This window comes from Pedobacter folensis, from assembly GCF_056490665.1.
The window spans coordinates 700,873-722,359 of the sequence record NZ_JBWJIF010000001.1; the positions used below are offsets into that span (position 1 = coordinate 700,873).

Annotated in this window: 12 protein-coding genes; all 12 read left to right on the forward strand. The window is 40.3% G+C overall.

The window, feature by feature from the left end:
* Window positions 1-21: 21 nt before the first annotated feature.
* The 12 genes from AC04QZ_RS02745 to AC04QZ_RS02800 all read left to right on the forward strand — a co-directional run bounded on the left by AC04QZ_RS02745 (window position 22) and on the right by AC04QZ_RS02800 (window position 21,487).
* The gene (locus tag AC04QZ_RS02745) at window positions 22-1,854 is read left to right on the forward strand and encodes a six-hairpin glycosidase (RefSeq protein ID WP_478356478.1); all 1,833 of its coding nucleotides are present in this window, start codon (window positions 22-24) and stop codon (window positions 1,852-1,854) included.
* A gap of 173 nt (window positions 1,855-2,027) precedes the next feature.
* Window positions 2,028-3,362 carry a sialate O-acetylesterase gene (locus AC04QZ_RS02750; protein ID WP_478356479.1) on the forward strand — a complete coding sequence of 445 codons (1,335 nt, stop codon included), beginning with the start codon at window positions 2,028-2,030 and terminating at the stop codon, window positions 3,360-3,362.
* On the forward strand, window positions 3,362-6,175 hold the full coding sequence (locus tag AC04QZ_RS02755; RefSeq protein WP_478356480.1) for a glycoside hydrolase family 2 protein: 2,814 nt from the start codon (window positions 3,362-3,364) through the stop codon (window positions 6,173-6,175). Before AC04QZ_RS02750 ends, AC04QZ_RS02755 begins: the two co-directional genes overlap by 1 nt.
* 224 nt (window positions 6,176-6,399) lie before the next feature.
* Window positions 6,400-9,138 (forward strand): alpha-L-rhamnosidase, encoded by a 2,739-nt coding sequence (locus AC04QZ_RS02760; RefSeq protein WP_478356481.1) that lies wholly within the window; start codon window positions 6,400-6,402, stop codon window positions 9,136-9,138.
* 101 nt (window positions 9,139-9,239) lie between these two features.
* Window positions 9,240-9,905, forward strand: a complete 666-nt coding sequence (locus AC04QZ_RS02765) for a DUF3826 domain-containing protein (protein ID WP_478356482.1) — start codon at window positions 9,240-9,242, stop codon at window positions 9,903-9,905.
* Between the two features lie 133 nt (window positions 9,906-10,038).
* Complete coding sequence (locus AC04QZ_RS02770) at window positions 10,039-11,178, forward strand: sialidase family protein (protein ID WP_478356483.1); 1,140 nt, start codon at window positions 10,039-10,041, stop codon at window positions 11,176-11,178.
* Window positions 11,179-11,312: 134 nt separating this feature from the next.
* The gene (locus tag AC04QZ_RS02775; RefSeq protein ID WP_478356484.1) at window positions 11,313-12,698 is read left to right on the forward strand and encodes an acetylxylan esterase; all 1,386 of its coding nucleotides are present in this window, start codon (window positions 11,313-11,315) and stop codon (window positions 12,696-12,698) included.
* A gap of 6 nt (window positions 12,699-12,704) precedes the next feature.
* Window positions 12,705-13,655, forward strand: a complete 951-nt coding sequence (locus AC04QZ_RS02780) for a sugar phosphate isomerase/epimerase family protein (protein WP_478356485.1) — start codon at window positions 12,705-12,707, stop codon at window positions 13,653-13,655.
* A gap of 7 nt (window positions 13,656-13,662) precedes the next feature.
* A complete protein-coding gene (locus AC04QZ_RS02785; RefSeq protein ID WP_478356486.1) occupies window positions 13,663-16,260 on the forward strand; it encodes an L-rhamnose mutarotase in 2,598 nt (865 codons plus the stop codon).
* 61 nt (window positions 16,261-16,321) lie between these two features.
* Window positions 16,322-17,407, forward strand: a complete 1,086-nt coding sequence (locus tag AC04QZ_RS02790; RefSeq protein WP_478356487.1) for a Gfo/Idh/MocA family protein — start codon at window positions 16,322-16,324, stop codon at window positions 17,405-17,407.
* A 206-nt stretch (window positions 17,408-17,613) separates the two neighbouring features.
* A complete protein-coding gene (locus AC04QZ_RS02795) occupies window positions 17,614-19,203 on the forward strand; it encodes a sodium:solute symporter family transporter (protein WP_478356488.1) in 1,590 nt (529 codons plus the stop codon).
* 118 nt (window positions 19,204-19,321) lie between these two features.
* Window positions 19,322-21,487, forward strand: a complete 2,166-nt coding sequence (locus tag AC04QZ_RS02800; RefSeq protein ID WP_478356489.1) for an alpha-L-rhamnosidase-related protein — start codon at window positions 19,322-19,324, stop codon at window positions 21,485-21,487.

Sequence of the window (21,487 nt, forward strand, 5' to 3'; positions counted from 1 at the left end):
CTTTGTGGTAAAAAACATAACATGAATACATTTAAAATACTTTGTTTAACCCTGCCATTTACGCTTGCGCTATTAACTTCGCAGGCACAGGATACCGTACGTTACACGGGTAAAACTTTGGTTAATGCAGATTATCACCATGGTCAACTTTCGCCGGTAATGGGTGTGCACAGCATTCAAACTTTCCGTGCAAACAGAGAACACCCCGAACTGGCCGAAAACTTCGGCTGGACCTATAACCACGCGCCAATGCTGGCTTATTGGAACAACAAATTTTACATCGAATATTTAAGTGATAAAGTTGGCGAGAGCATTCCGCCAGGACAAACATTAGTTCAATCATCAAAGGATGGCTACAGCTGGACCAAACCTGATGTTGTATTTCCAATTTACCGAATTCCGGATGGAACAACAAAGGAGGGAAGAACCGATGTGGCAAAAGATTTAGATGCCGTGATGCATCAGCGCATGGGCTTTTATGTTTCCACTAAAAATGTGTTTTTGGTTTTGGGTTTTTATGCCATCAGTTTCGATGCTAAAGACGATCCTAACGATGGTCACGGAATTGGCAGGGCCGTAAGAGAAATTCAAGCCGATGGAAAATACGGCCCGATTTATTTCATTCATTACAATCCCGGATATTCAGAGCAAAATACGAAGTATCCACTATATACTAAAAGCACAAGTAAAGCTTTTATTGAGGCTTGTAATGAGTTATTGACAAATAAGTTAATGACTCAACAATGGAACGAGGAAGCAGATCGGAAAGATCCTTTAATCACTTTACAAAAACAGTATAAAGCATTCAGTTACTATCATCTATCCGACGGAAGAGTGGTGGGTTTATGGAAAAATGCCTTAACAGCAATTAGCAATGATAATGGCAAAAGCTGGCCGGAAAATGCATCGCGTGCTCCAGGTTTTGTAAACAGTAATGCCAAAATCTGGGGGCAAAAAACTTCAGACGGAAATTATGCAACGGTGTACAACCCTTCAGAATATAGGTGGCCATTAGCCATTTCGACCAGTAAAAATGGTTTAGATTACACTAATCTTTTGTTGGTAAATGGCGAGATCACACCCATGCGTTATGGCGGTAATTACAAATCTTATGGTCCGCAATATGTACGTGGTATAGAAGAAGGAAACGGGAAACCAGCAGATGGTAAATTATGGGTAACCTACAGTATGAACAAAGAAGATATATGGGTTTCTTCAGTTCCTGTGCCCGTTAATGATCAAGCTACGCAGCATGTAAATGATGATTTTGAAAAGCTACCTAAAGGAAAAGCACTCGAAATGTGGAATATTTACAGTCCGCTTTGGGCGCCAGTTAAAGTTGAAGATGGAACTTTGGTTTTAAAGGATAAAGACCCCTTTGACTATGCAAAAGCAGAGCGGATATTCCCTGCATCTAAAAAAATCATGACCTCGTTTTCGGTTACCCCAAAGCAAAATAATTTCGGTTTACTCGAAATCGAATTGCAAGATACTAAAGGAATGGCTACAGTTCGCCTGACTTTTGATACTGCTGGTGTATTAAGTGCAAAGGCTGGCGCCCGTTATAAAAACTTCATGAAATATGAGGCTGGAAAAAGCTATGATATCAAATTGAAACTCGATGCACATACCCGGTTTTACACCATCACTGTAAATGGAAAAGAGGTTTTAACGAGTCTGGCTTTTCAGCCGGTAGCCGATGTTTCGCGAATTGTTTTCCGTACAGGAGATGTTCGCCGTTTTCCAGATGTAGATACCCCGGCTGATCAAGCTTACGATTTGAAAAATGCAGGAGAATCTGAGAAAAACGAGGCTGTATATTCAATTAAATATTTAAAAACGGAGGGATTTTGAGACAGTTTTCAGTATTCAGTTTGAAGTTTACAGTTTTTCCCTCATTGCGTTCTGGCGTGTCCATGAGTTCGTCATTGCGAGGAAAGAAGCAATCTCTCATGCTATTAGTCCTCATTCTAGGGTCATTATCATCCAACGCAAAAATCCTCCTGCCGCAAATCTTATCGAGTAATATGGTTCTGCAACGGGATAAAGCCATCAATATCTGGGGCTTTGCTGCGCCGGGTGAAAAAGTAGAAGTGACCTTTGCAGGTCATAAAAAAGAAACGATTACCGATAAAAACGGGAACTGGCTTGTTGTTTTATCTCCGCTCAAAACATCGGCGAAAGCACAAACGATGATCATTTCAGGTACAAACAAAATTGAACTAACCAATATTTTGGTCGGCGAAGTTTGGCTGTGTTCAGGGCAATCGAACATGGAATATCAAATGCGTAAGCTGGCTAAAATTCCTAAGCCGAAGAACGAAAAATTGGGTTTTCCATCTGATGCTGTAGAAAAAGCTAAAAACCCACAGATCCGGATTTTTCTGGTCAACCGCAAGCAATTGAATAAACCAGATTCGATTCATAAAAGCTGGGCAATGGCACAAGATTCTGCATTACGGGCTTTCTCGGCCGCAGGCTATTTCTTCGCTAAAGAAGTGCAGGAGAAATTGGGTATTCCTGTTGGCATAATTTCTTCGTCAGTTTCGGGTAGTGCAATAGAGCCATGGATTTCTCCGGAAGCTTTTGCTCAGGAAACATATTTTAAAAGCCAAAAAGTAAGCAACGACCCCGGAAAATTTTATACACCGATGATTGAGCCACTTGCGAAATTCAAAATCCGAGGTTTCCTTTGGTATCAGGGCGAAACCAACTGTTTTTTGAATGAAAATATCAGTTATGCTTACAAATTAAAAACTTTAGTAAATCTTTGGCGTAAAGCCTGGGGCGAGCAATTGCCATTTTATTACGTGCAAATTGCACCATACGATTACAGTAAGCAAAAAAGTGATAAAGTAGTATTAACGGCTGATACAGAACCTAACTTTTGGGAAGCTCAGCAGCAGGTTTTACGCTTGCCAAATACCGGAATGATTTCTACTTCAGATTTAAACGATAACGGCGGAGATTTGCACCCAACCTATAAATGGGAGGTAGGCAGACGATTGGCGCTTTTTGCTTTAGGTAAAACCTACCATCAAAAAATAGATTTTTCTGGCCCCATTTACAAAAGCGTGAACTTTTCAAATGGCAAAGCTTTGTTGGATTTCGATTATTTGAAAGCAACTTCAGCTATTCCATTAACCGGATTTACAATTGCCGGAAAAGAGGGTAAATTCATTAATGCAGAAGCTGTTGTTAAAAATGGAAAAGTTGTTGTTTCGGCAAAAGAGATTGCAAGCCCCGTGGCAGTACGTTACAACTGGACAGAAAATCCATCAGGAAATTTTTATAGTAACGGTTTACCGGCCTTGCCTTTCAGAACCGATAATCCTTTAACCAATCAATTTAAAACGAATTAATGAAAACCAGATTTATACTTTTCCTTTGTTTGATGATGATGTTTGGCGCTGTAAAAGCACAACAAACAGAGAAATTATATCTATCAGGAACTGGAAACGATAATACCGTTAATTGGGATTTCTTCTGTACAGTTGGCGCAAATTCTGGCAAGTGGACAACTATTCCCGTTCCATCAAACTGGGAATTGCAAGGTTTTGGGAAATATAATTACGGTTTCAATAAAGAAGAAAATAAAGGGAAGGAACAGGGGCTTTATAAATACACTTTTAAAGTTCCTGCAGCCTGGAAAAACCAAAAGATTAATATTGTTTTCGAAGGTTCGATGACCGATACTGAGGTTAAAATCAACGGAAAACTTGCCGGAGAAATACATCAGGGATCGTTTTATGTTTTCAGATACGATATCACTAAGCTGATTAAACTCGGTAGCGATAATTTACTAGAGGTAAAGGTGTCTAAACATTCTGCCAATCAATCGGTTAATGAAGCTGAACGAAAAGCAGATTTCTGGATTTTTGGGGGAATTTTCAGACCGGTTTATCTTGAATCATTACCGCAAACACATATCAATCGAATCCAGACTGATGCAAAAGCTGACGGGCATTTAAATGCTCAATTGAGTTATTCAGGAGATGCTGACAAAATTGAAGTAACACTCTTTGGAAAAGACGGAAAGAAGTTCGGTGATAGATTTGCAACTTCTTTAGAAAAGGGAAGTAAAAATATACAGTTGAATCATCAGTTTTCCAATCCGGCATTATGGTCTTCAGAGTTTCCAAACTTGTACACCGCAAACTTTACTTTAATTAAAAATGGTAAAGCGATCCATCAGGTTTCGAAAAAGATCGGCTTTAGAACCATCGAAGTAAAGGAACGCGATGGTTTATATGTAAACGGTGTGAAAATGAAATTCAAAGGTGTAAACCGTCATTCATTTTACCCCTCATCAGGCAGAACAACGAGTAAAAAAATCAGCATTGCGGATGTCTCGTTAATGAAAGAAATGAACATGAATGCCGTTCGTATGTCGCATTATCCACCAGATGGACACTTCCTGGATGTTTGCGATTCACTTGGCTTATTTGTAATGGACGAATTAGCAGGCTGGCATGGTACTTACAATACGCCAACGGGAACCAAATTGATGAAAGAAATGATGTTGAATGATGAAAATCATCCTTCGATTATATTTTGGGCCAATGGAAATGAGGGCGGGCATAACCGCGAACTTGATCATCTGTTCGCTGAGGAAGATCTTCAAAAAAGACCTTTAATTCACCCCTGGGAAGTTTTTGGTGGATTTGAAACCACACATTACCGCGAATTTAACTACGGAATCGGGAATTACGATCACGGACATAACATCTTAATGCCAACTGAATTTCTGCATGGCATGTGGGATGGCGGTCATGGTGCAGGCATTGAAGATTACTGGAATGCCATGTGGAACAATCCGCTTTCTGCCGGTGGTTTCCTTTGGGATTTTGCCGATCAGGCTGTGGTGCGCACCGATAAAAACGGTGAACTAGATACCGATGGAAACCATGGCCCTGACGGGATTGTGGGTCCATACCACGAAAAAGAAGGCAGTTTTTTTACCATTAAAGAAGTATGGAGCCCTGTTTTTGTAGAGAAAAGAGAAATGACAGCTGGCTTTGATGGTTCATTTTTACTGGAGAATCGTTATACATTTACCAACCTTAATCAATGCACTTTCGAATGGAAATTAAAGAAGTTAAAGGCTGGCGATGATGCAGCATTCAAATCTGGTAAAGCTGATGCACCGGATATCAAACCTTTCGAAAAAGGGAAACTACAAATCAATCTTCCAACAGATTGGAGAAATTTCGATGCCCTTTATTTAACGGCTAACGGACCAGACGGCAAGGAATTATTTACCTGGAGTTTCCCGATTGCACTACCTAAAGATGACGCAGCGAAAATGGTGGTAAAAACAGGTTCTTCGAAAGTGAATTTAAAAGAAGATGCAAAAGTTTATCAGGTTTCTGCAAACGGTATCGAGCTGACTTTCGATAAAACAACAGGTTTATTGCAGCAGGCGAAAAATGCCAAAGGACTGATTCCATTTTCGAATGGCCCGGTTCTGCAGGAGGGGATCAATAATTTCAAAAAATTCACAACTAAAATGGATGGAGACAATTTAGTTATTTCTTCCACATTTGATAAGAAAGAAAGTTACAACACCTTGCAATGGATAATTTATCCATCAGGTTGGTTAAAAATGGAAGTGAAATACTTCCCATCGGCTTACTTTACCAATTTTGTTGGATTAAATTTTTCTTATCCTGAAACCGAGATTAAAGCAGTTGAATATAAAGGAAACGGGCCGTACCGGGTTTGGAAAAACAGAATGAAAGGCACACAATTCGGCATCTGGAAAAAGGATTACAACAATGCTGCAACAGGCGAAGCACCCTGGCAATATCCTGAATTTAAGGGGTATTATTCGAACATGTATTGGTGTGAATTTATCGGAAAACAACAATCGTTTAAAGTGGTAACGGATAAAGAAGATGTTTTCTTGAGGTTATTTACCCCTAAGAAATCGAAAGATACTGAATACGATAACATGAGTCCGACATTCCCGGGTGGAGATATTTCATTTATGAACGGGATTTCGGCAATTGGCACAAAGACCCAAAAACCCGAAACAACCGGACCAATGGGAATGAAGAATATTTATTACGATTTTGATAAAGATCCGGGCAGGGCATTGGATATGATCTTGTATTTTGATTTTTCTACAAACGCGTCGTCATTGCGAGGAGGCACGAGGAAGCAATCTCATTAGGGAGATTAAAAGAATGTTAATAGTTTAATAAAAAAGATTGCTTCAGCTCGCGCAAGTCCAGCTTCGCAATGACGAATTGATCTTTAAAGAAGAAAGAATAGCCCGCAGATAACGCGGATTTATGCGGACAGAATTATTGGTTTGCGTTAATCTTTGAAATCAGCGGGAGCAAATAAATAATAACTGAATCAGTGCAATTAATAAATCTGTGTAATCAAGCGTAAATGAACATTAAAATCTACATAGCAATCATTGGCATTTGGTTTCTATCCTTTTCCAAAGTGATAGCGCAAGTTTCGTTGCAAAATACCACCTGCGAGATGCTTGAAAATCCATTAGGAATTGATGTTTTAAAACCTCGTTTGGCCTGGCACATGATTTCAAAAGAAAGAAATGTAATGCAAACGGCTTATCAGGTTTTGGTATCTTCTTCGCCTGAGAAATTAAGTGCAAATGAGGGCGATTTATGGGATTCGGGGAAAGTAAATTCTGCTGAATCTATTCATGTAGCTTATGACGGAAAAAGATTAGCCAGTCGCATGAAAGCTTATTGGAAAGTAAAGGTTTGGACAAGCGTTGGTCAAAGCGAGTGGTCGGCAAACAGTTATTTTTCGATGGGTTTGTTATACTACAAAGATTGGCCAAAGGGCTGGATAGGTTTCGACAGGGCGTTCGCCTGGGACAATATCAAAACCGATTCTCGTTTATCAGCCAGGTATTTCAGAAAGGAATTCCAGAGTTTAAAAACGGTAAAATCAGCAACCGCATCGATCATTGGCTTAGGTTTATACGAACTTTTCATCAATGGAAAGAAGGTTGGCGAAGATGTATTGTCTCCATCGCCTACAGATTACACCAAAAATGTTAAATACAACACTTACGATGTAACCAGTTACATTCAGAATGGAAAAAATGCGGTAGGTACAATTCTGGGCAATGGACGTTTTTTTGCCATGCGCCAGAACGAGAAACCTTATAAAATCAAAACCTTCGGTTTCCCAAAAATGCTGATGAACATCAACATCGTTTATACGGATGGAACAACCGCTAACATTGATACCGATGATAGCTGGAAAGGTACAGCCGATGGACCCATCAGAACCAATAACGAATATGATGGAGAGGAATATGATGCGACAAAAGAAGCAACGGGTTGGAATAAGGTTGGCTTTGATGATCGTAAATGGACAAAAGCAGCATTTGTTCAGGAACCAACAGGCGTGATTGAAGCCCAGATGAATGAAAACATGAAAGTGATGAATACGCTTAAACCTGTCTCCATCACTAAAATTTCTGGCGACCGATACATTTTAGATATGGGTCAAAACATGGTGGGTTGGTTGCAGATCAAGGTAAAAGGTTTAAAAGGAAAGCAAATCAAAATGCGTTTTGCTGAGTCGTTACAAGATAATGGAGAACTCTTTACAGCTAATCTTCGCAATGCAAAATGTACGGATTTATATACTTTAAAAGGAGCAGCGTTAGAAACCTGGGAGCCTACTTTTGCTTACCGGGGATTTAGATACGTAGAGCTTTCGGGATATACCTACCAGCCATCGGTGAATGATTTTGTTGGCAAAATGATTTATGATAATATTAAAACCGTTGGAACATTCGAAACTTCGGATGCGCTTACCAATCAGCTCTTTAAAAATGCCTGGTGGGGAATTGCCGGCAATTATAAAGGTATCCCGCTCGATTGTCCTCAGCGTAACGAACGCATGCCATGGTTAGGCGATAGGGGCGCTGTGGCTTACGGAGAAAGTTTTCTTTTTGACAATGGTCGGTTTTATGCCAAATGGTTGCAGGACATCAGGAATTCGCAGAAAGAGGATGGCGCCATTCCGGACGTTGCTCCAGCTTTCTGGCGTTACTATAGCGACAACATGACCTGGCCTGGAGCGATGCTTTTGGTTACCGAAATGTTATATAAACAAACGGGGGATGTTTCAGCTGTACGTGATAACTATCCGGCAATGAAAAAATGGCTGGCTTACATGCAGGACCGTTACATGAAAGATTACATCCTGACTAAAGACAGTTATGGTGATTGGTGTATGCCACCCATTACCATCGACTTTGGCAGAGGAAAGAGTGCCGATAAAAAGTATCCTTCTGAACTGATTTCGACCGCTTATTATTACCATTTCACGCAGTTGATGATTCAGTTTGGTAAAGCAATTGGCAATGAGGAAGATGCAAAAGCGTATGAGCTTCTGGGAAATAAGATAAAAAAAGCTTTCAACCAGAAATATTATAACGACAAAGGTTATTATGCCTCAAATGCATTAACCGACAATATCATTCCGCTTTATTTTGGAATGGTTCCGCAGAATAAAGTAGATCAGGTATTTAAGAATATCACCTACACGGTTGAAGTAACCAATAAAGGACATTTAAGTAATGGTTTGGTAGGTATCCAATGGTTAATGCGTTGCTTAAACGACTACGGCCGGCCAGATTTAGCCTATACAGTGGCCACACAGAAAACTTATCCGAGCTGGGGTTATATGGTTGATAATGGCGCCACAACCATTTGGGAATTGTGGAATGGCAACACGGCCGATCCGAAAATGAACTCGCAGAACCATGTGATGATGCTCGGTGATTTGCTCATCTGGTATTATGAAAACCTGGCCGGTATAAAATCAGAAAGCGCTGCTTTTAAAAAGATCATCATGAAACCAGAAATGATTAGTGGTTTAAACGCAGTTAATGCCAGTTACCATTCGGTTTATGGGCTAATCAAAAGCAGTTATAGCAAAACGGCTAATCAATTTAACTGGAACATGACCATCCCAGCAAATACAACGGCGTTAGTTTACATTCCTGCAAATAATAAAAATGAAGTTTCAGAAAAAAATAAGTCTATAAAGGATTTAAAATTTGTAAAAATGGATAATAACAGGGCAGTTTATGAGCTTGGCTCTGGCGATTATGCTTTTGTAGTGGAGCGGAAATAAAATCATGGTCCGTGGAGACACGAACCATGGCGAGAAAGGATTAATGTATATAAGCCTCGGTTTGTGTCTTCACGAACCGAAACAATAATTAAAATACAATTATGAGAAAGTTTTTAAAAACATTGATGATTATGGCCTTACTGCTCACCTCAGTAAGCGCATTCAGTCAAACGAAAGATGTGGTGGTGCCCGGAGAAATCCTGACGAAGGCCAAAGAATGGGTCGCCTCATTAAACCTAGCCGATGCAGCGAAAAAAACTGCTGTGGAAAATACCATTGCCGTTCATTTAACCACCATCAGAGATTGGCATAACGATCACCCCTCATCAACGGTTCCTGATGGGATAAACCCGGTTACAGGCAATAAATTAAGTGATTTAGACAAACAGATCATTGCCGATTCTGCCATGCCATCAACGGTTCATCAGTCGCTTATGGATGGATTAAGAAAAAACTTAACCCCAGAACAAGTGGAGACCATTTTAGATAAATATACCATCGGAAAGGTCGATTTCACGATGAAAGGTTATAAAGCTATTGTTCCTGATTTAACGGCAGATGAAGAAGCAAAGATTTTAGCTTTTTTGAAACAAGCCAGAGAACAAGCTGTCGATTATAAAAACATGAAACAGATTTCGGCCATTTTTGAAATTTACAAAACGAAATCAGAACAAATGCTGAATAACAATGGCCGCAGTTGGAGAGCGCTTTACAGTGCTTATACCAAAAAGATAAAAGAAGAAAAGGCGGCTAAGGCAAAACAATAAATAGTTCCTTAGCACTGCCGTCATTCCCGCGCAGGCGGGAATCTTAAAGCAAAATAAAAGTATAGCGAAAGCATTAGGATTCCCAGTCGAGCTGGGAATGACGTGTGGAAATAAGAGGACGATTAAGAGAAATATGATGTTAAAAAGAAAAATATACTTCACAATAGGACTTGTTTTCGCGGTCGCAATTACTGCTCAGGCCCAGGTAGAAAAATGGCAAAAAGGCGTTGTCAAACAAGAGTTTCTGTATGATAAAGCACCATTCCCATCGTGTCACTCGGCTACCATAGCCGAAACGCCTACGGGTTTAGTAGCCTCATTTTTTGGCGGAACAAAAGAACGGAATCCGGATGTGGAAATTTACATCAGCCGATTCGTAGATGGTAAATGGTTAGCACCAGTTTCAGTTGCTAATGGGATCCAGCCTGATGGTAAGAGATTACCTACATGGAATCCGGTTTTATATCAGGTTCCTGGCGGTGATTTATTACTGTTTTACAAAATCGGACCTAAACCATCTGAGTGGTGGGGAATGATGAGAACTTCAAAAGATGGCGGGATAAGCTGGTCTGATGCCACTAAATTACCTGATGGTTATATCGGCCCTGTAAAAAATAAACCTGTTTTGTTAAGCAATGGAAACCTCTTTGCGCCATCGAGTAAAGAAGGCGACGGCTGGAAGATTCATTTCGAAGTGACCAAAGACAATGGTAAAACCTGGAGAACAGTTGGTCCACTTCCTGAAAATGGAATCAAAGCCATCCAGCCAAGTATCCTGCAACATGGAAATGGAAAATTGCAGATTTTGGCCAGAACCGCCAACCGTGCCATTGTAGAATCCTGGTCTGAAGATAACGGCGAAACCTGGTCGGCATTAACCAAAACCTCTTTACCAAATAATAATTCAGGAACGGATGCCGTAACGATGAAAGACGGTCGGCATGTACTGGTCTACAATCACGTTTTGCCTCCTGGCGAGCTGGCCAAAGGGCCTCGTACACCATTAAATGTATCCATCTCAAAAGATGGAAAAGAATGGTTTGCAGCATTGATTTTAGAGGATTCACCCATCAGCCAGTATTCTTATCCTGCAGTGATTCAAACTGCCGATGGTATGTTACATTTCATCTACACCTGGAGGAGAGAGAAAATCAAACATGTGGTTGTCGATCCTTCAAAGTTGAAATTGAAAAAGATTGTAAATGGCGTTTGGCCAAAACTGAAAGGTTATACCGCACCAGTGATTACGGAAACTAAAAGTGAGGAACCATGAGAAGCATAAAAAAATCGTCATTTCGAGCGGAGTGCAACGTAGTCGAGAAATCTGTAACAGATCTCTCTCCCGAACATTCGGGACTGCGCTACAGTCGAGATGACGGACGGTCGATTAGTAATAGAATGAGTCTAATGGCAGTACTTTTTTTCACAATTATCTCTTTATCAACTTTCGCCCAAACCCAAAACACCGATAATCTTTATAAAAAGCCATTAGTTGATGTTTTAAAAGAAATTCAAACGCGGTTTAAGGTGCAGATTAAATATTCAGAACCACAGGTAAAAGACAAATGGGTAAACTATGCCGAATGGCGTTTCCGTGCAGATGTTGATCAAACCCTTGCCAATGTGCTTACACCTTTGGATATGAAAGTAAACAAAGAAAAACCAGGTGTTTACAAATTAAAAGAATACGAATATTACCGTTGGGAAATCCAGGATGGCTGGGCATATTTAGATGGTTTGGCAACAAAATATCACGATCAGGCCAGTTGGGAAAAGCGTAAGGCAGAAATTAAACCCGAACTCTACAAAGCTTTACTGTTATCGCCACTGCCTGCAAAACCCAATTCAAAACCCATTATTACGGCAAAAAGAATTTTCGACGGTTATTCGGTAGAGAATATTGCACTGGAAATTTTACCTGGTGTGTGGGTTAATGGTTCACTGTACAAACCCTCAAATGTAAAAGGCAAAATCCCGGTAATTTTATCTCCGGACGGACATTGGGAAAAACAACGTTTCAGACCTGATTGCCAGATCCGATGTGCCATGATTGCCAGGATGGGCGCCATGGCATTTAGTTACGATTTATTTGCCTGGGGCGAATCGATGCTCCAGTTTAAATACGAAGATCACCGCAAGAGCTTAGCACAAACCATTCAGACTTTAGGGGGAATCAGGATTTTAGATTATTTCTCGTCTTTAAAAGAAACAGATACGAACAGAATCGGGATCAGTGGTGGTTCAGGTGCCGGAAGTCATTCTATTTTAATGACAGCGATGGATGACCGGATTAAATTAAGTGCGCCGGTGGTTGCCATGTCATCTTACTTTTATGGCGGCTGCCCATGCGAAAGCGGAATGCCCATCCATCAGTGTGGTGGTGGAACCGATAACGTAGAATTAGCCGCAATGGCTGCGCCTCGTCCGCAGTTACTGGTATCTGATGGCAGCGATTGGACCGCACATACACCTGAGCACGATTTTCCTTACCTGCAGAAAATGTATAGTTATTATGGCGTGAAAGATAAAGTTGAAAACGTTCACCTTCCTGAGGAAAAGCACGATTTCGGCATCAATAAACGCATTGCCTTGTACGATTTCCTAATCAAAAATTTTAAGCTGAATGGTACTGCTGTTAAAGATAAAACCGGAAAATACGATGAAACTAAAGTAAGCATCGAAAAAGAAAATGCCTTATATGTTTTTGGCGATAAAGGTGAAAAACTACCCAAAAATGCAGTAATGGGCTTCGAAAACCTGGAAAAACTTTTCCCTTTAAGTACGGGCAAATAATTAGATATGCAACATCAAAACAGAAGATCTTTTATTGGTAACATGGCCTTGTTAACGGGCATTTTAATGCTTCCCAATCAGTTGCTTTTTGCAGCGGAAAAGAAAAACAGGTATAAGGTTGCGGTAATTGATTTAATGATCCTGAAACGACAGAAAATTAGTGCTTTGCCGCTCGCCAAAGAAATCGGTGCTGATGGACTGGAAATTGATATGGGCGGCCTGGGCGATAGAGAAACATTCGATAATAAACTCGCCGACCCAAAAGTCCGTCAGGAATATTTAGATAAAGCAAAGGAATTAAATCTCGAAATCTGCTCATTAGCAATGACGGGATTTTATGCACAATCTTTCGCCAAACGGCCTACTTATCAGAAAATGATTCAGGATTGTTTAGATACCGCAATAGCGATGAATATTAAAGTGGTATTTCTCCCCTTAGGCATTCAGGGCGATTTGGTTAAAAATCCTGAATTACGTGAGCCTATTATTGAAAGGTTAAAAGTGGCCGGAAAAATGGCAGCCAAAGCCGGAGTTACCATTGGAATTGAATCGGCCTTAGATGCAAAAGGCGAATTACAATTATTAAGGGATGTTGATTGCAAACATGTTAAAAGTTATTTCAATTTCTCAAACGCCATCAAGAATGGGAGAGATTTGCATGAAGAGTTGAGGATTTTAGGCAAGAAAAACATTATTCAAATCCACGCGACTAATGAAGACGGTGTTTGGTTGCAAAATGATCCAAAAATTGATCTCAATAAGGTAAAAGAAATACTTGATGATATGGGCTGGAAAGGTTGGCTTGTGGTGGAGAGAAGCCGCGATGCCACACAACCTACAAATGTAAAATATAACTTCAGCGCCAATACAAGTTATTTAAAATCAGTTTTTCAAAACCATGCGTCGTCATTGCGAGGCACAGCAAGTCCCGACAGTTCGGGAAAGCAATCTTATTAGGGGAATTATGAAAATGGCGATAACGAAACATGTGCAAAGCATAGATATCATAAAATACCAGATCCCTAGGTTTGTGTCTCCGCAAACCAAACCATTTAATCCATTTTTGATTCTGGTAACTCTTTTGTCGTTATTTTACTTCAATGCTGGCGCAGTGGATATCTATGTCGCTGTAAACGGTGCTGATACTAATGTGGGCACTAAAGAAAAGCCCCTGGCCACACTTCATTCTGCCATCAGGAAAGCAAGGGAATTGCGTCGTTTAAATGATGCTTCCATTAAAGGCGGCATCCGGATTATTATGGGCAGAGGTTCTTATCAATTGCATGAACCTGTAGTCATCCGCCCGGAAGATTCCGGCACAAAAGATAGTCCTACTGAAGTTATAGCAGCAGCTAATGAAAAGGTAGTTTTGAGTGGTGGCATTCAGCTAAAGGGCTGGCAAAAACTTAATAAAAACCTTCCTGGTCTGCCGAAAGAAGCTGTCGGTAAAGTTTGGGTTACCGATATTCCAAATTTTGATGGCAGCGATCTGCAATTCAGGCAGCTTTGGGTAAATGGTCACAAAGCCATACGGGCAAAAAACTATAATGGTGAAGAAATGGGCAGGATTTTATCGTGGAATAGCGAAAAACAAACCTGTATCATCCCGTTACAAAAAAACATCAGCCTGACTAATGTTAAAGGCATGGAAATGTTGATCCATCAATGGTGGGCGATTGCGAATCTCCGTGTTAAATCAGTTAAGGTGATTGGTCAAACAGCCGAGCTTGCTTTCATGCAGCCAGAAAGCAGGATTCAATCAGAACATCCCTGGCCAGCGCCATGGATCTCAGAGAAAACTGGAAATTCTGCCTTTTATCTGAGCAATGCACTCCAGTTTTTAAATGAACCTGGCGAATGGTACGAAGACCTGCAAAACCACAAGCTATATTATTGGCCAAAGGCGACAGAAAACATGAAAAATGCCGAAGTTATCGCCCCGGCTTTAGAAAACCTGCTAAAAATTGAAGGAACAATCGATAATCCCGTTGCTTTTATAAATTTTAAAGGAATTTCTTTTGAGCATTCTACCTGGTTGAGGCCGTCTAAACAAGGCCATGTTCCACATCAGGCCGGCATGTACATGCTCGATGCCTATAAACTCGATAAAGCCGGAACACCGGATAAACCAACACTTGAAAACCAGGCCTGGGTAGGCCGGCCTGCATCGGCTGTTGACGTAAATTACGCAAACCATACTTCTTTTGAATCCTGCCGTTTTGTACATCTCGCTTCTACAGGTCTGGATTATAAAAAAGGAACTTCAGATAATGAAATCAAAGGCAATTTATTCAAAGACATTGGCGGATCGGCCATTTTAATCGGAACTTTTTCTGATGAAGCTGTTGAAGTGCATCTACCATATAATCCATCAGACAAAAGGGAAATTTCAGCCCATAACACCATCGAAAATAACTTAATTACAGATGTAACCAATGAAGATTGGGGCGCTGTGGGCATAGGTGCAGGTTATGTTCGTGGGATAAAAATTCTACACAACGAAATCAGTGATGTTTCTTATTCAGGCATCAGCGTAGGCTGGGGATGGACCAAAACACCAAATGTGATGGAGCAAAACACCGTTAGTGGCAATAAAATCCATCATTATGGAAAACATATGTACGATGTTGCCGGCATTTATACCTTATCTGCCCAACCTGGGTCGTTTATTACCGAAAATGTTGTCGATAGTATTTACAAAGCACCATATTCGCATTTGCCAGATCATTGGTTTTATCTATATACCGATGAAGGTTCGGCTGGTATCACCATCAAAAACAACTGGACACCGACCGAAAAATACCTTCAAAATGCCAACGGACCAGCTAATTTATGGGAAAGCAATGGACCTCAAGTTGCCGCTCATATTAAACAAAATGCTGGTTTAGAGAAAGCCTTTCAACATCTATTAAGGGAAAAATCGGGGGATGTCAAAAGAGAAATCAATCAGGCTGTTGATCATTCAGTTGTATTCGAACTGGTTTTCAAAGCGGATAAGCTGCCGGGTAACAACACTTTAAAATCTTTTGCAAAAGAAAATAACCTGCTGGCAAGTTCAATTTATAAATGGAGCAACCGATTGGTTATTTATACTTCCAGTTTAAAAGTGGAGAGCTTAAAGCAAACCTTAAAACGTCTGGATGCTACTGAAATTAAATTGTACGATAACTTGTTCTACGATTTCAACCGGGAAAAAAACTGCGGTGACAAAGCCGTTGCAAAATGGGATAACATCATTTTATCGGCCAATCTGGTTAAAGACGAAAAAATGCAGAAGGAATACCTGGCCTATCACAAAACGCAGTTCGAAAAATGGCCGGAGATTTCAAAAGGATTCTGTAATGCAGAATTTCAACGTTTGGCTATTTTTAAAAACGATCGGCAATTAATGTTGATCATCAGCATCCCAAAAGGAAAAAAATTAGATGATCTGAATCCAAAAACTACGGAGAATAACCCGAAAGTAGACGAATGGAACGCGATCATGAAAAAATACCAGGAAGGAATTGAAGGTACAAAACCCGATGAGGTTTGGGTATTCTTTAAACCGATAGAGGACTAATTGTCCCCCTTGGGAGGGGGCAGGGGGAGGAAAAACAATAAACGCTTAAAAAAATAATATCATGTTAAGATTAGGGATTTTAGGTTTAGGAGAGGGCAGAAGTACAATTTCTGCATCATTGTCAAGTAGAAAGTTTAAGCTCATCCAGATTTGCGATGCCAATAAAAAACTTTGCGAAGAACGCGCTTTGGAGTTCGATTTTAAAAACTGGACAACCGATTACAAGGATATGTTAACCAGCGATAAAATTGATATGATTGCGATTTATACGCCAGATCATCTGCATTTCGAACACATTAAACTGGCACTCGAACACGGCAAACATGTGGTTTGCACCAAACCATTTATTGATGACCTCGCCCAGGCCAATGAACTGTTAGAATTAGCCAAAAAATCGAGAAAAAAGATTTTTGTAGGGCAAAGTTCACGCTTTTTCGAGCCGGCAAAACGTCAAAAGAAAGATTTTGATGAAGGATTGATTGGAGAATTAATCACCATCGAAAGCCATTACCATGCCGATCACCGCTGGTTTTTAGAAAAAGGCTGGTCGTTAAAACAATCGTTTAAATGGCTTTATGGCGGTTTAAGCCATCCGGTAGATTTCATCAGGTGGTATATGCCTGATATTGAAGAAGTAATGGGGTATGGCATGTTGAGCAGTAATGGTTTAAAAGCCGGATTGAAAAACCAGGATACGATGCACTTTATTTTCAAGGCAAAGGATGGCCGGATTGCCAGGGTGAGTGGTGCTTACACAGGCCCTACACAGCCTGCAAGCCGCGATAGTGGCATGAGCTGTATTCTCCGCGGAACCGAAGGCGCCAGTCAGGCCGATTACCACGAACTGCGTTATTCGGTCACCACAAAAACCGGAGAAGAAAAAATTATTACCTGGGGCGATTCGACCTTAAAACACTATTTCCGTTTCGAAGGACAAAGTCACCATGCCGGAGAATACCAGAATTACCTGGATTATTTTGCAGATAGCATCAACAATAATTTTACCGCTTATCCTGATTTAAAAGAGGGGATTGGTACCGTGGCATTGTTACAAGCGATGGACCAATCTTTAGAAACAGGTTTGCCTGTGAAAGTGGATGAAATTTTAAAAGCAAATCATATTACGCGGGAATCGATAGGATTGTAATGGTTTGCGAAGGAACCTGAACCGGCCATGGTTCGTGTCTCCACGAACCGTTATAATTTGGTACGTGGAGACACGTACCATGGCGAAGAATAATAACATTAACCATAGAAAAGGAGGATGAACACAAATATTAAATCACTCTGTGTTTATCCGTGTCCATCTGTAATTAATAAAAGAAATAGCACAACACTAACCAAACAAACCAAATGGGAAACATTGTAGAACGTTTAACCAGTTTAGATTATTTCATTGTAATCGCTTACCTCATTGTGCTGATGATCATTGGGTATCGGGCCAGTTTTTCCAAAAAGAAAAACGATGATGAAACCTTATTTCTGGCCAATAAATCTTTAAACTGGAGCAGCATCGGCTTCAATATGTGGGGAACAAATGTAGGCCCGTCCATGTTGCTGGCCTTTGCAAGCATTGGTTATAGTACCGGTATAGTGGCGGTCAACTTCGATTGGTATGCTTTTATATTTTTATTCTTACTCGCCATTGTTTTTGCGCCAAAATACCTTGCCGCCAAAGTAAGTACCATGCCTGAATTTATGGGTAACCGTTATGGCGATTCGACCCAAAATATCCTGGCCTGGTATGCATTAGTTAAGATTTTAATTTCGTGGTTATCGCTGGGCTTATTTGCAGGGGGCTTTTTGGTTCGCCAGATTTTAGGCATACCGATGTGGCAATCGGTTACCGTTTTGGTGGCCTTTGCCGGATTGTTCACCTTTTTCGGTGGATTAAAGGCCATTGCCAAAGTGAATGTTTTTCAGATGATTTTACTCATTGCCGTTTCGCTTTCATTAATGCTTTTAGGCCTAAATAAAGTTGGCGGAATTTCTGCTTTATATGAAAAAACGCCACATCATTTCTGGAATCTGGTACAACCCGCCAGCGACCCGAAATATCCGTGGTATGCCATATTATTGGGTTATCCTGTTGCGGCTGTAGCCTTTTTCTGCACCGACCAGTCGATGGTACAGTCCGTTTTAGGTGCTAAGGATTTAAAACAGGGACAATTGGGCGTGAGTTTTATTGGCTGGCTAAAAATCCTTTCCCTACCCTTGTTTATTGGTACCGGGATACTATGTTACGTGCTTTTTCCAAGTTTAAAAGATCCGAACGAAGCATACATGACTATGGTAACCAATTTATTTCCTCCGGGCATGAATGGTTTGGTCATCGTGGTATTGATTGCTGTTTTAGTGGGCACTATCGGATCTTCCTTAAACTCCCTCAGCACCGTTTTTACAATGGATATTTATGTCAAAAAAATCAATCCACAGGCCAGTAACAAGCAGATTATCCGCATTGGCCGTTGGGCAGTTGTGGCAGGTTGTATTTTTGCGGTGATAGTGGTTTTGGCCATCGATAACATTAAAGGACTAAATCTATTCGATGTTTTTCAATCGGTTTTGGGTTTTATAGCGCCACCGCTATCCGTTGTATTCTTACTAACCGTTTTCTGGAAAAGAACCACTAGAAAAGCGGTCAATTTTACACTTTCAATCGGTTCCATACTCAGTTTAGGCGTTGGGGTAACATACCTCTGGATTTTACCTTCAGGTCAATATACCTTTTGGCCGCACTACCTGATGCTCTCGTTTTTCATTTTTGCCGGACTGCTGATCATCGCGATTTTGATTTCTTTATTGGACAGATCGCCAAGCATTTATACGGTTAATGAGGAGCATCAGGCCAATATCGAAAAACCCGATAGAACCGTATGGATTTCGTGGATTGCACTAGCCGTCGTAATGATTGCACTTTATATTTTCTTTAATGGGCATTAAAAATAGAAATTCGTCATTTCGACTGAAGCATCGCGGAACGGAGAAATCTATGAAATTATAATTACTAATAGATTTCTCCACTACGGTCGAAATGACGTTAATTGAAGAACTAAACAATATGAAAAACTTAAAAAAAATAATTCTACTGGTAATTTTCACTTGTTTGATAGCACCAGCTTTTGCTCAAAAAGCCTCCTGGATCTGGTACCCTGGTGATTTCGATATCTACATGAGCAACGTAATGCAAAACCGCAGAACCGAAAGAGGCTCTTTCTTTCCGGTGTTCTGGAAAATGGATAGCCATTATGTTTTGGTCGATTTTCATAAAGAATTTAATCTTACAGAAGCAGAAAATGTAAAGCTATTTGTAGAAGGAACTTACAATGTTAAAATCGATGGTCAGGCCATTGCTGGTTTTCCAAAAAGCATACAGATCCCTGCAGGAAAGCATAAACTGAGCTTAAAAGTTTATAACCAGGCTAATGTTCCGGCCATTTTTGTTCAAGGCAAAACGGTTGTTTCGGATGAAACCTGGCTAACGACTTTCGAAGATAAAGAATGGATTGACGCCAGCGGAAAAACCTCCGATAAATCGGGAACGACCTTTGTTTCGGCAGGTTCATGGAATTTAAGCGACCCAAGCAAATTGCCATCAGCGTTTAAATTGCCAACGGTAGCGCATTTAGCGGTTAAAAAAGAAAAAACAAATAATGGTTATGTTGCTGATTTTGGAAAGGAAACTTTCGGTTTTATCAAAGTTCATGGCTTAAAAGGAAAGGGGAGATTAAGTTTATATTATGGTGAATCAAAAGAAGAAGCTTTATCGGCCGATAAATGTGAAACCTTAGATTATCTGGATATTGATTTAGTCCAGAAAAAAGATTCCATTATGCCGCTTTCTAAAGCATTCAGATATGTAAATTTTCAACCTGAAAATGGTGTTTCGGCAGATTCTATCTCCATGTTGTACGAATACGCGCCTGTAACAGAGCGCGGAAGTTTTAAATCTTCGGATAACGAACTCAACAAAATCTACGATGTAGCCAAATATACTTTTCACTTAAATACCCGCGAATTTTTTATCGATGGAATAAAACGCGATCGGTGGGTGTGGAGTGGCGATGCCTACCAAAGTTATTTAATGAATTATTACTCCTTTTTTGATGCACCAACTGTAAAACGCACTTTACTGGCTCAGCGTGGCAAAGATCCGGTAACAGCGCATATCAATACCATTATGGATTATTCTTTCTATTGGTTTTTAGGGATTTACGATTATTACAAATTTACAGGCGACCAAAAATTTGTGCAGGATATTTATCCAAGAATGCAATCATTAATGACTTACATCGATGGTAGAAAAAATAAAAACGGCTTATTAGAATGGATGCCGGGTGACTGGATTTTTATCGATTGGGCAGATAAACTGAGCAAAGATGGCGAAGTGAGTTTCGAACAGCTTTTATACGCACGAAGTTTAGAAACAATGGCTTTATGTGCCAAACTGGCCAATGATACCGAAGGTATTGCAAAATACGATAAGCAGGCAAAAGAACTGAAAAACAAGATTTTTGAGCTTTACTGGAACCAGAACAAAAGCGCTTTGGTGCATAGTCGCGTTGACGATAAACAAACAGAAAATGTAACCCGATATGCCAATATGTTCGGCATTTTCTTCGATTATTTTACGCCTGAACAAAAACTGGCTGTTAAAAAGAATGTATTGCTTAACGATCAGATCGCTAAAATCACCACTCCTTATATGCGTTTTTACGAACTGGAAGCATTATGTGCCATGGGCGAACAACCTTACGTATTAAAAGAAATGAAAAATTATTGGGGTGGGATGTTAAAATTGGGTGCAACTTCATTTTGGGAAGAATACAACCCGGATAAAAAGGGAGCAGAACATTTAGCGATGTACGGCAGACCCTTTGGAAAAAGCCTTTGCCATGCCTGGGGTGCCAGTCCGATTTATTTGCTTGGAAAATATTATTTAGGTGTACAACCTACCAGCCCTGGTTACGAAAACTACACGATCGAACCCAATTTAGGTGGTTTGGAGTGGATGGAAGGTAAAGTACCCACAGCAAATGGTGATATTTCAGTGTACTGTAATAAGAAAGAAATCAGGGTGAGTTCTGCAACAGGAACAGGAAAATTGAGATTTAATAGCAAAAGCAAACCAGTTGTAAAAGGCGCAGAAGTTAGAAACTTGTCAAAAGGTTTATACGAAGTTACGATAGAAAAGGGTAAAGATTATAGTGTTAAGTATTCGGGGTAG